Raw genomic sequence first — 12,514 nt, 5'->3', positions numbered from 1 at the left:
GAGTTTGATCATTAGTCCAATGTTGGTGTGACGCTTGGCTTCAGTATACGACTTTTATAGAAGAAGCTGATTTAAACTGAGAGAAAATTGAACGACTTTAGACCGTTTCACGTGAAACAAACGTCGATACTTATGATCAGTCAGAAATTCCACTAAAAACATGAAATTACCTTAACTTTTTGGTCCAGACTAACTGAATGCGCATGCAAGAATTATGCTAAGAATAGTGGGATTTTTCGCAAACAATGCAGTTTATAGAAAAGTTGGGTGGTCATTTTGAAAAGGAAACACCTTGTATCACTGGTTCTGATCGTCAGTGTGTTGGCGCTTGTGCTTGTAACTTTTGTCAGTCTTCGTCACCAAGGCCCTAAAAACAAACGCGATCCCGGCGCTGATGCTGAGGGCTTTTTGATTAAGCTGCCTGGGAATTTGGAAATCGTTAAGTCGGGTGTTGACCCTTTTTTGATTGAGCGAATTCCTAAAAAGTTACAGACAACGACTGATGCCAACACGCTTCTTTACCATGTTCAAGCCGCTGGGTGGCATGGTCAGGCGATGATTGTGAAGGCGAAGGAAGATGACAACTACGACTTTCTGAAGTCTGGTGTAAGCGATGAGGGTTATGCGTTGATTAACTTACATACAGGAAAAAGAGTGTGGGCGCATCAGTTGGCCTCGTTACATCGTCGATATCCGGAAGCCCGTCGAATTCGGGTGAAATCGTTGGATCACTACCACTGGCGGAACCCTTCCAAGCAGCTTCCTAAAAGCGAGGATAATCGGGTGATTACGTCACGGGTTTTTACTAATATGGTGACTAGTCATTAAGTTCGGGAAAGTTTGTGCCTAAATGTAACGTTGTGCTTGTCTTTTGGTGTTGCAATCGCGAATCAAACAAAGAAAATCCGTTAGCATCGGCGAATTAGGCTGGTGCTAGCGGATTTTTGCTAATCTCGATCTTTTTAAATCGGCAAAGTCGTTAGTAACTGGTAAGTTTTAAACGGCCGCCCGGTTTTGCGATAGATGGTGTCGCTTTTTAGAAAACGATGGGTTTCCAGAAAGTTTAAATATTTGCGGACGGAAACGTGGGAAAGCTCGGTTTTGGCGGTTAATTGAGGCACCGTGAATGGTTGCGGGAGTTGGGCGATAGCCTCTTGGATGATTTTTAGGGTAGCCATGCTTAGTCCTTTATCTAGTTCGAGCGGGGCTGATGCATGTGATTGTGGTTCAAGGTAGGCGTCGAGCTGGTTTTGATTGAGTTGATCGCTGTCAAACATGCGGTTTTTGGCGTAAAAACGGTGAATGCTCTTTTCGAAACGTTTCAGCGTGAATGGTTTGATGAGGTAGTCGATGACGCCTAAGTGTAGTGCATCGTTGACGATTTCAACTTCATTGGCTGCGGTGATTAAAATGACGTCAACGGTTTGCTTGGTACGTCGTAGTTCGGTTAGAAGGTCAATGCCGTTACCGTCCTTGAGCCGAATATCCAAAAGAATCAGTTGAATAGGTCGAGTTGCTATCAAATTCCGGGCTTCGGCAATGGTTTCTGAAGAGTAAATATTCGAAAATGTACCGATCTTTTCCAAATAGTTACGGTGAATGAATTGCACCATCGGATCGTCTTCAACAATCAGAATGTTTGTCATGTGTTTTACCTCTTTTGATTAGGAATAGGGTTGCCGCCGTGATAGTCCACAACTAACTTCAATACTAGCGGGCCATCTTGGTTGAATGTTATGGTGCCGTGTAAATCAGAAAGCAATTGCTGGAAGTAAGCTTGATGAACGAATGATAAAAGTGCATCACGATTTGTTATGGTGCCTAAATGATAGGAGATGGTTAGTCGATTGTCTGCATAGTCCAGTTGAATGAGCATGCTGTCAGGCAGATCGTGCTGAAGAAGGGCAAAATGCAAGTAGCGGCTGAGCGTTAGCAGCGTTTTCGTTTCTGTTACATTGCGATTGGCGGGTAGTTCCGGGAAAATTTCGTAGTCCAGGGTGGTCTTTCGTTCCGAGAATTTTTCCCGTTCACCAATCATAAAGCCGGCGACAAGTGGATTTTTCACGAGTAAGGCGAGACGGTTAGCAAATTCCTGTTCCGGTTTCAGTAGATCTTGCAGATAGATCGCCAGTTCGTCGTATTGTTCGATAGCGACCAAGCCGTAAATCACATGCAGTTTGTTCATGAATTCATGGGACTGACTTTGTAAGGCGTTGGCGTAGCTTGTGGTGTTGGCCAGCTGGTCGGCAACGAAAATTGCTTCAGTCGCATTTCGCAAAAAGATCACGTAACCAATTTTTTGCTTTTTAACCATAATCGGGGCGGCCGAGAAAAGGTAGTCCTGACCGTCTTGTTGGTAGAACTGTTCGGTTTTGACCGTCAGCTTAACGCGTTCGGGATGTGTAATCAGTGCGGTTAGTGGTTGGCCGATAAATGCGCTTTGCGGGATAAGGTGGTTTTGCAGCTTGCTGGCAGCTTTGTTGACCAACATAATCTTTTGGTTGAGATCAATCACGATGACCGGATCTTTTGTTTCTTCGAGCATGGCATTTCGTTCCTCAAGCAAACGAGCGATTTCCCGCGGCTCTAAGTCGTGAAGTTGCCTCTTAATATAATAGGCGACCAAGAAAGCAATCAGGATGCCCATTATCAGGCCGACAAGCAATGCCAAACGAAAGCCGATCTGGGAGTGGTGGATAAGAGTTTGCAGCGCGGTCACTTTGATGCCTAACGCGACAACCCCGATCTCTTTACCATCTCGATAAACCGGAACGAAGCCGCGGAGTGATCGGCCTAACGTTCCCCGGCGGACCGAAACATGTTCATGCCCGCGTAAAGCCGTTACTTCGTCGCCGCCTTGAAAATGACGATTGATCTGGCTGGGATCAGGATGGGTGAGACGGATGCCTTGCATATTCATCACGACCACGAAGTCCAGATTGAAGTTTTTCGCCAGCGTATTAGCGTAGGAGCGGGTTGCCTGATCCGCATGATCGGCTTCAAGTGCCGCTATGACCCGTGGTTCCCGGGCTAATTGGCGACCAATCGCAAGTAACAGTTGGCCTTCGCGGGTTTCAAACTGCTGTCGGTTTTCCAGCATGGTTAAGCCATAGACCGTGAAAACCGTCACTAACAGGGTTGAGGTAAAAATGAGCGAAAGCCAGCCCCACAGACGCCATCCTTTTATCTTCACGTTTTTCATACTCCTAAGTGGTGAAATAGTTTGTGAACGAGTTGCTGAAGGCTTAAAGAAATGATTTTATGCTTTAAAAAGTTAAATAATCTTCCCCAAATAAAGCGCTTACATTAAGCTGTCAATAAATAAGCAGTTGAAGGGGGAGAAAACAATGGCAAACAAATCCACGACAGCTAAGACGGGTTCAGGGACACAAGGAAAGTGGATGGGTTTTAAAGTCGGTTCGGTGCCGCTGCCGGTTTATCTTGTGATGGCAGCCGTCATTGTCCTTGCTGGCGTCATGCAACAGTTGCCTGTGAACATGCTCGGTGGTTTTGCAGTCATTTTAACGTTGGGGTGGTTACTGGGAACGATTGGCGCTAATATCCCGGTCGTCAAAAATTTTGGCGGACCAGCGATTTTATCATTACTTGTGCCATCGATTTTAGTCTTTTATAACGCGATGAATCCCAATGTGCTAAAAGCGACCGATATGCTGATGAAACAAGCGAATTTTCTTTATTTCTATATCGCGTGTCTGGTCTGCGGTAGCATTTTGGGGATGAACCGTAAAATCCTGATCCAAGGCTTAATGCGGATGATCGTGCCGATGATGCTAGGTATGATCCTTGCGATGGGTGTCGGCACTTTGGTCGGCGTGTTGTTGGGGTTGGAGTGGAAGCATACACTTTTCTTCATCGTGACGCCGGTTTTGGCCGGTGGAATTGGTGAAGGAATTCTACCGCTGTCTTTAGGATACAGTACGATCACTGGTACGACCAGCGGCGCGCTTGTGGCTCAGCTGATCCCGGCTACGATTATCGGTAACTTTTTTGCGATCATGTGTTCAGGTTTGTTGAATCGGCTAGGAGAAAAGCGGCCAGAGTTGTCTGGACAGGGGCAGTTGGTGCGACTCAATGGCGCAGAAGACGATCTCGCCGATGCCTTAAAAGATGATACCGGCCCACTTGATCTCAAAATGATGGGTGCTGGCGTACTCACGGCTTGTACGTTGTTCATTTTAGGGATGCTGCTGCAGTCGGTCACAGGCTTTCCCGGCCCGGTTTTGATGATTGTGGCCGCGGCGATTCTGAAGTATCTCAATGTCATTCCTGGAGAGACGCAGCGTGGCGCCAAGCAACTCTACAAGTTTATTTCCAGTAATTTTACTTTTCCGTTGATGGCCGGACTAGGACTCTTATACATTCCGCTAAAAGACGTCGTGGGCATGCTGAGCTGGCAATATTTTATTGTGGTAATCAGTGTTGTGTTTACGGTAGTTGCGACCGGATTTTTCGTAGCGCGGTTCTTGAATATGAATCCGGTTGAAACGGCCATCGTAACGGCATGCCAAAGCGGGATGGGCGGCACTGGCGACGTGGCAATTCTGAGTACGGCTAATCGCATGAATTTGATGCCGTTTGCGCAGGTTGCAACGCGATTAGGCGGTGCGATCACGGTGATTACGATGACCGCTATTTTGCGGATGGTGTTTTAGACAGACGATTTTTCAGAATTGAGGAGGAGAACGAACATGGCTAAGAAGGATTTCAATCAACTAGCACTGACTCAGGCCAAACAATATGGTGGCAAACTGAGTGTAACACCCAAGGTACCGATTGAGACGCGGGATGACTTGAGCATTGCCTATACCCCCGGTGTCGGCGCAGTGTCTTCTGCCATTGCCAAGGATTTGTCGCTGGTCTATGATTTGACGACCAAGAAGAACACTGTTGCCGTCGTCAGTGATGGCTCAGCGGTTTTAGGCTTAGGCAATATCGGGGCTGAGGCAGCGATGCCGGTGATGGAAGGCAAGGCGGCGTTATTTAAGCGTTTTGCTAAAGTGGATGCGGTGCCGATTGTGTTGGATACGCAGGATACCGAAGAAATTATTGCGGCCGTCAAAGCTATGGCGCCAACTTTTGGCGGGATCAATCTAGAGGATATCAGTGCGCCCCGATGTTTTGAGATTGAAGCACGCTTGATTGATGAACTCAATATTCCGGTCTTTCATGATGATCAGCATGGGACTGCCATTGTGGTGCTTGCCGCGCTATACAATGCGCTGAAAGTTGCTGGTAAAAGCATTGGCGATATCAGAGTCGTTGTTAACGGTGGCGGCTCTGCCGGATTATCCGTTGCGCGTCGCTTCCTGGCCGCTGGCGTTAAGCACATTATGGTCGTTGATAAGGTCGGTATTTTGGCGGAAAAGAATGCCGATCAATTGCCGCCACATCATGCAGCTATTGCTAAAATCACGAATCGGGAAAATCGTACCGGTACCTTGGAAGATGCCTTGAAAGGTGCTGACGTTTTCGTTGGTGTATCGTCACCGCATGTTTTGAAACCAGAGTGGATCAAAACGATGGCTGACAAACCGATTATCTTTGCAATGGCTAATCCAGAGCCGGAAATTTTCCCAGATCAGGCCTTGGCCGGTGGTGCTTATATTGTAGGGACAGGGCGCAGTGATTTTGCGAATCAAATCAACAACGTGCTGGCATTTCCGGGCATTTTCCGCGGCGCCTTGGATGCTAGGGCGCGCAAAATTACGATTGAGATGCAGATTGCGGCAGCTAAAGGGATTGCGAGTTTAATCTCGGACGCTGAACTGTCGACGACGAATATTATCCCAAATGCGTTTGACGGGGATGTTGCCGAAGTCGTGGCTGAAAGTGTGCGGCATGCGGCTAAGGCAACGGTTGAGGGATAGAGGTTTTGTTGTGAACCTTCTGACAGAGTTGGTGTTGTAGGCTGTCAGGAGTTTTTGAAATGGTGTCTGATAATTATTATCTAATGTTTTAGCATAATGTTTATGCTAGACCCTAAAGTATTGGTATACTTTTTACCGCCTTTGTCAGACTACCTGACACTAAACGTTGACGCGCGTTGTAACACGCATATACTGATAACGTAAATATTGGTATATGAAAGGGAGTTCACAATGCGTATCGAGGAAGATTGTATTGGCAAGTTGGCAGTAGACGAGGATGTCTTGTACGGGATCCACACCACCCGCGCACTGGCGAATTTTCCGATTAGTCATGAACGGACCGATCCGTTACTTTTCAAGAGCTTGATTATCATTAAAAAGGCTGCGGCTCAAGTTAATGCGGCGGCCGGAACGTTGGCGGCGCCGAAAGCTAAGGCAATTATTGCGGCGTGCAATAGTCTGCTGATGGGTGAACATAACGATGCATTGGTTGCCCCGGCTATTCAGGGAAGTGCAGGGACATCGGTGAATATGAATGTGAACGAGGTCATTGCCAATCTGGCGAGTCGCGATACGACCGAACGGGTACATCCTAATGATGACGTCAATCAGTGCCAGTCGACGAATGACACTTATCCGACAGCCGGGAAAATGGCGGCTTTGCAAGCATTGCCGCCGTTGCAACAGGCGTTGACATTTTTAGTGAAATCACTGCTGGCTAAAGCTGATGAATTTGCTGATGTTGTCAAAGTTGGGCGTACCCAGTTGCAAGACGCGGTTCCGACAACATTTGGCCATACCTTCCAGGCATATGCGCATTTGTTTCAGCGCGATCAGGTGCGATTGACGCGAGCGGCTGATGATTTGCGGCGGGTTAACTTAGGTGGAACTGCGATTGGTACCGGGTTAAATGCTTCGCCGTATTACCGGGAACACATTGTTCGGCAGGTCAATCGCTTGATTGATTTAAACCTTGAGCAAGCGGAAGACTTGGTTGATGCAACGCAGAATTGCGATGTTTTGGTCGCCTTTTCCGGTGCGATGAAAGGCTTGGCGACTGATTTGTCGAAGTTTGCCAACGATTTGCGCTTATTGAGCAGTGGTCCCCAGGCTGGGTTGAACGAGCTCCATCTGCCAGCTAAGCAGGCGGGATCCTCGATTATGCCAGGGAAGGTTAATCCGGTGATTCCTGAAGTGGTCAATCAAATCGCTTTTCAGGTCATTGGACAGGACTTAACGATCAGCATGGCTGCCGAGGCAGGACAACTGGAATTGAATGCCTTTGAACCGATTATTTTCCGCGATTTGTTGCAGGGAGAGCGGTACTTGGCGCGCGGCATCGATACGCTAACCACCAACTGTGTGACTGGCTTAACAGTCAACCAACAGCAGTGCGCTGAAAATGTTGAGCATTCCGCGATTAGTGCCACGATTTTAAGTCCATATATAGGCTATGAAGCAACGATGAAACTCGTCAAAACCAGTCTTGAAAAGCATGTGGCGATTCCGGAACTGCTTAGGCGCCACCATCAGTTACCCGATACGTTGATTGCCCATCTCTTTTCACCGGCTGTGATGACCAATGAAGAACCGGTTCAGAAGGAGGCAGCTGGGGAGAAGCGCTAAGGTGGACGGTTCTGGGGGAACTGGTTGTTCCACATGAAACAGTCGAATCATTATGTTGAGTTTCATGTGGAACCTTATGTGCGTGAGTTGGCGTTTCACGTGGAACATGGTACACAAGTGGTCGCGGTTAGTTACCGGACAAATCAAAAAGACGCTTACGGCATTTTTATCGCAAGCGTCTTTTTCATGTCGTCATCGACAATTTCTGGCAAATACTAGCCGGCAACCTTGGTTCTGGTTGGCTGGTGTTCAATAATTGGCATCCATTGCGACACAATGTTTTCCGGACTAAAGTGACTGGCACGTTCCAGGCTTTGATGAGCGTAGTGTTTCCGTAATTCGGGTTGTGCCATCATTTTTTTGAGATTGGCAACAAAGTCAGGGACATCCTGGGCTTTGGTTAATAGACCATATTGGTTGTTGCCAAGGTATTCACGTGAGCCGGTGTTTTCCATGGCAACGACCGGAAGTCCAGAGGCCATGGCTTCACCGATAACAAGCGGCATGCCTTCCCAGCGTGAGGTTGAAACGAAAATGGAGGCGGCGCGATAGTGATCTCGAAGCGCTTGGTCCTTTAACGGTCCCTGATAAATGAGTTTATCGCTCACATGGAAGTAATCGATCAAATCATAAAAGTTTTTCATGTCTTCATCGGTACCGCCACCGGCAATGGCGATTTTCCAATCGTCAGGTAAAGATGCGGCGGCCTCCAACAGGAAGTCGATACCTTTGTGGGCGATGGCGATGCGGCCGGTGAACGCAATCCGGTGGGCATTGAGGTCCGCCTCACCAGTTGGCACTAAGGTGAGGGGATTGTAGATTTTAACGGTTCGCGGATTGAAGCGTTTGTATGAGTTCAAATCGCTTTCGGTCAAGGTCACCAGTGTGTCGACAGCTTGAAGACCACCTTCAAACTCGGCTTGCATCTGGACGTAGTAATCTTCCATGTAAGTAGCATAGTTGTTGTGCATCCAGCCAATCAGATTCACATCCGGCAAAGCCCGTTTAATCAGCGGTGCAAAACTAGTGGTCAAACCTGCAGGCAAGATGACAGTTTGGAAATGCTGGTCGCGAATCGTAGCGATGAGATCCTCGATTTGATCCTGGTAATGAGTATAAGGATCACTGCCAAAAAAGTTCAGCAACTTGGGATCGGTTGGGCGCCGGGCAATAATCAAAGGCGCGTCCAAGTCAAAATAGGCAGGTGCATCCGCCAAGGTGTAGAAACTGACGTCATACTGTTTAACGAGATCATTACCTAAAACCGTTGAAGCGCGTTTAACGCCATCCATCACGATGTTTTCAAGAACGATCATAACTTTCATAAGTGTTCGCCGCTAACGATCAGCGGCTCCCCCCTTTCTTCTGAGTACGTTACGAACTGACTGCAGCGTCCAGTCGAAGTGGCACGACTACTAAAAATAGTAGCGGGGTCAGAACAGCTTTTTAAAGGATATTCAAAACTGTTTATATTATCATACGCGCTTTTTATTAGTAAGTGCAAGTTTTTTCGCTGCAAGGTTGATACATCAGGGGTTAGCGCAAGGTGTGCTCGTCGAAAAAGGGGGACCATGAGAGTTGCATTAATCGTTCGTGTTTTGTTTCACGTGAAAATCGACGTAACGTTAAGGAAGCGCTTAAGCAATGTATAATTTATTTCACAAATTGGGAAACTTTGGTGCTTAAATTCGGGTAGAAACATGTAAAATAAGCTATCTGGAAACAGCTTAGAAACAAAACCAAGGAATCAGTAGCTAGCGGCGAAACAGAAGACGTGATTGTTTTGCGCAAAATTTTACGGGGGTGACATGTTTTGATCAGTTTCACGTGGAACACATAAAATGATTCATGAAGTTAATAACGTTTCACGTGAAACTTTTTCTGCGTGTAAGCGATGAGTTGCCGACGGAGCGCCTCTATAAGTGAGGCTAAATTCTCCGGATTTACTGTCATTTTGCCGAAGATCATTTGTTCGTAAGCTTGGGTTAGGGCGGACATATTGGTCTGTTTGCCTAGGCGTGTATCAATGAGTTTGGCATATGCTGTTAAAGTTTGGCTGACAGGACGATGCTGAATTCGCCGCAAGCTCCAAAGTAATAGCCGATAGCGGCGCGGGAAGTTGGTTGCCGTAAGTCCAATGCCAATGAGCCAGGCGACAAGCGCCGGGAGTTGCCAGAATGCAAGTGCAGTCAGCAACAAAATGACGATAAGGAGCAAGATGCCGAGCCAGGTGACGTTGCTGAGAGACGATCGAGAATGCGTTTTCGTTGCGGATGGCGAACCAGTTGATGGTGTACGCGATATAGAGGCGGACGAGCTCATGCTTGATGATGATGGCATACTATTAGAGACGCTGTTATTAGCGGATGAGGAGGGTATATTTTCTTCTGGCGTTGCGGGATCATTAAAGCCGGGGGTCGGTTCGAATGGCAGCCAACCTAAATTGTTGAAGTAAACTTCGGGCCACGAGTGAGCGTTGCTGTTACGGATCACATACTGTTTGTGTTGGCCTGATCCGCCAATAAAAGTTCCGGTATTAAATCCCTTGGCCCATCGAGCAGGCAAGCCGATGCTGCGACATAGCACGACCATTGCCGAGGAGAAATTATCACAGTAGCCGATTGGGGAATCAAAAAGAAAGTAATCGACATAATCGTGACCGGGTGGTGTCCGCTGCGCATCGGTTTTGGAGTAAGTGAAGCGAGGGTCGGATTTGAGATAGTTTTGAATCGCGAGCACTTTTTCATAAGGTGTCGAGGCCTTGGCCGTGATTTTTTCGGCCAGTTGCTTCACACGTTTCGGCAGAGTTGATGGTAATTGTAGGTAGCGGCTGCCAACTTGCTGGCGACTGCTGGTTGCAGCGGTTAGTTGTGCGGCCGTGATTTGTTTTGCCTGCACCTGAATGTCTAAGCGTTGAAAAGGAGCTTGATTTGTCGTGCTGACGCGGCGGGTGGCAGCATTGAGCAGGAAGTCAGTCGTGGGATCGGGTTGACCGCCTGTGAACGTCAGTTGCCCATAAGGAAGCGGTAAAAATGATTTGCTGCCGTTGAAGGTCAAGGTTGTACTTTGGGCAGGACCATAGTCAACCGAAGCATTTGGATCGCGCATGATGGCGCCATCCAGCGGCACGGTCTGACTTTGATCGACGCCAGGTTGCCAACCGGTGCCGGTGTATGCAGCATCAACCGCCACGCGATAGTAACTGGCTTCGGCGCTGGTAGCCGTAAAAACGGGCGTGGGATCGTCATAAACCGGACCGCCTAACACGCGACTGTTTTCCGTATAGCCGGTTCGGCCGGGGCCGTTGACGTAAGTTTGAATGCCTGCGTAGAATCCCCGCTGATTTAAACGGTCACGAAATGGAACGGACATGTTGGCTAATTGTTCATTCAAGGGGGTTGCTGAAGACAGCCATGCCAAGCCGAGCGTGACCCCGCTGATAAGTGTGCAGCCAATTAAAAGCGGCCACCAATGATTGCCATACAGATGCAGCATCGCCATCAAGCCAGTGAGTACCGCGAGTTGAATGAATTGTGCCGTGAGATCATTGCCGTTAAAAATATGAACGGCTAGTAAATAGCTGAGCACAATCGCAATGGCACCGGGATAAAACCGGACGACAACTGTCAAAAGCAGGAGAAATGCTACTAAAGTAATAATCAGCGTCATGCTGAGTACAGTTGGCACATCGACACCGCCGACACGTAAAAACTTTGAGGTCGCTGCGGAAAAAGTCTGTAGATAGGCGGTGAACCAAGAGAGGCTAAATGGTTGTTTTAGCGGCACAATGGCCCAAAGCCCGCCAATCATGGCAGCGACTGTCATGACACCCCACAAAGGCCACCATCGCGGCCAGAACGTGGCGACATAAAGGATGAGGCTAATGCCGATGACATAAACCACCAGTGCGCGCGGGTGGCCGATCGGATTGATGTCGGCAAATGGCTGCAAAAAAAGGAATAGGAGCCACCATGTCAATAAAACCATGATGAGTCGCTGCAACCACTTAGACATGCTCGCCACCTCCTGACAAGGAAAGCAAAGTAACGGCAGCTGGAGAGAGCGCCTGCAAAAAAGGCTTTGCTGTAGCTGAATCTGTTGCTAGCACTAGATAAGCTCGATGATGTTGTGGTGATGCCAAGTCGGGTAAAGCCGCGGGATTAGCGACGCCTTCAGGATGAAAACCCGCTAGTAGCGCATCTTGTTGGCCGCGGGGAATACGGGTTAGCTGCTGATCCAGCAGATAGCCATCACCACTGAAAATGCCGGTATCCAGCAAACTCGCAAAAAGGCTCAAGGCCGATTCAAGTGGCAGCGAAGGCGTTACAACCAGCAGCAGCGTCCAAGCGGTTTGGCCTTCATACTCATCATCATGAACAATCAATGAATCTGCGTGAGCGCTAATTTTCCATGCGATTTGTTGGATATTATCACCCGGGAAATATTCGCGGAAATTTTTAATGCGGTCACTGGGTAAACCAGCGTCAGATGCCGCCATTTTTTGTGAAAAATCTGTGGCAATTTTGGCAGCAGTCTCGGGCTGGCGAACCGGACCAACTGTTATCGGGGTTGTGAGTTGCATGGGGAGGGTTTTGCGGAACCACCCGAAAAAGTCGGTGACAGTCACGGTGAACGGCAGCTGATCATAAACGCCCCGTGGTAACTGCAAGGTAACTTTGGCGGTGCGTTGACCAACCGGCAGATGCCAGGTGCTGGTTTTGGCAGCATCTAGTAAAAATAAGTTGGGCAGCCATCTGCCTTTTGTTAGCGTCAAGTGGCGCATGGTCGGGCGCTCGGCGATCATTGTTGTCTGATTAGGCGTGAAGCGCAGATGTCCACGCATCGGCCAAAGCAGTGGCAGTGCGAGCAGCAGGAGGAGCATCAAGGCAAATTCACTCACAAACCAGCTGGTCGGTGAGTTAAACGTCATTCCGAAACCGACGAGCAGGCTGAGCAAGACGACAAGTGCACTATTCATATAAAAATTGCGCCAATGCATG

Annotated in this window: 10 protein-coding genes; 5 read left to right on the top strand and 5 right to left on the bottom strand. The window is 48.3% G+C overall.

Annotation, left to right across the window (positions count from 1 at the left end; all coding sequences use genetic code 11):
• Positions 1 to 276: 276 nt before the first annotated feature.
• A complete protein-coding gene (locus tag LACPH_RS14065) occupies positions 277 to 828 on the top strand; it encodes a hypothetical protein (protein ID WP_274784050.1) in 552 nt (183 codons plus the stop codon).
• A 134-nt stretch (positions 829 to 962) separates the two neighbouring features.
• Here LACPH_RS14065 and LACPH_RS14060 read toward each other — a convergent pair whose 3' ends face one another.
• Positions 963 to 1,646: a response regulator gene (locus LACPH_RS14060; RefSeq protein WP_274784049.1), complete on the bottom strand. Its 684-nt coding sequence runs from the start codon at positions 1,644 to 1,646 to the stop codon at positions 963 to 965.
• Between the two features lie 5 nt (positions 1,647 to 1,651).
• Entirely contained in the window at positions 1,652 to 3,193 is a 1,542-nt protein-coding gene (locus tag LACPH_RS14055) for a Spo0B domain-containing protein (protein WP_274784048.1), read from the bottom strand.
• Positions 3,194 to 3,401: 208 nt separating this feature from the next.
• Between LACPH_RS14055 and LACPH_RS14050 the strand changes: the two genes are divergently transcribed.
• The 4 genes from LACPH_RS14050 (at position 3,402) to LACPH_RS14035 (ending at position 7,733) form a co-directional block, all read left to right on the top strand.
• Positions 3,402 to 4,673: a 2-hydroxycarboxylate transporter family protein gene (locus LACPH_RS14050; RefSeq protein ID WP_249934024.1), complete on the top strand. Its 1,272-nt coding sequence runs from the start codon at positions 3,402 to 3,404 to the stop codon at positions 4,671 to 4,673.
• Between the two features lie 36 nt (positions 4,674 to 4,709).
• Positions 4,710 to 5,888 (top strand): NAD(P)-dependent malic enzyme, encoded by a 1,179-nt coding sequence (locus LACPH_RS14045; protein ID WP_306387078.1) that lies wholly within the window; start codon positions 4,710 to 4,712, stop codon positions 5,886 to 5,888.
• A gap of 231 nt (positions 5,889 to 6,119) precedes the next feature.
• Positions 6,120 to 7,514 (top strand): aspartate ammonia-lyase, encoded by a 1,395-nt coding sequence (locus LACPH_RS14040; RefSeq protein WP_274784046.1) that lies wholly within the window; start codon positions 6,120 to 6,122, stop codon positions 7,512 to 7,514.
• 33 nt (positions 7,515 to 7,547) lie between these two features.
• Positions 7,548 to 7,733, top strand: a complete 186-nt coding sequence (locus LACPH_RS14035) for a hypothetical protein (RefSeq protein ID WP_306387077.1) — start codon at positions 7,548 to 7,550, stop codon at positions 7,731 to 7,733.
• Here the strand turns inward: LACPH_RS14035 and LACPH_RS14030 are convergent.
• From LACPH_RS14030 to LACPH_RS14020, 3 genes are all read right to left on the bottom strand, one after another.
• A complete protein-coding gene (locus tag LACPH_RS14030; protein ID WP_274784044.1) occupies positions 7,730 to 8,839 on the bottom strand; it encodes a glycosyltransferase family 4 protein in 1,110 nt (369 codons plus the stop codon). The two genes, LACPH_RS14035 and LACPH_RS14030, sit on opposite strands and share 4 nt — an antisense overlap.
• Before the next feature lie 529 nt (positions 8,840 to 9,368).
• Positions 9,369 to 11,528 (bottom strand): transglutaminase TgpA family protein, encoded by a 2,160-nt coding sequence (locus LACPH_RS14025; RefSeq protein ID WP_274784043.1) that lies wholly within the window; start codon positions 11,526 to 11,528, stop codon positions 9,369 to 9,371.
• A complete protein-coding gene (locus LACPH_RS14020) occupies positions 11,521 to 12,513 on the bottom strand; it encodes a DUF58 domain-containing protein (RefSeq protein WP_274784042.1) in 993 nt (330 codons plus the stop codon). Before LACPH_RS14020 ends, LACPH_RS14025 begins: the two co-directional genes overlap by 8 nt.
• Position 12,514 lies beyond the last annotated feature (1 nt).

The sequence above is a fragment of the Lacticaseibacillus parahuelsenbergensis genome, from assembly GCF_030770265.1.
Lineage (GTDB): Bacteria > Bacillota > Bacilli > Lactobacillales > Lactobacillaceae > Lacticaseibacillus > Lacticaseibacillus casei.
This window is presented reverse-complemented; position numbering and strand designations above follow the sequence as displayed.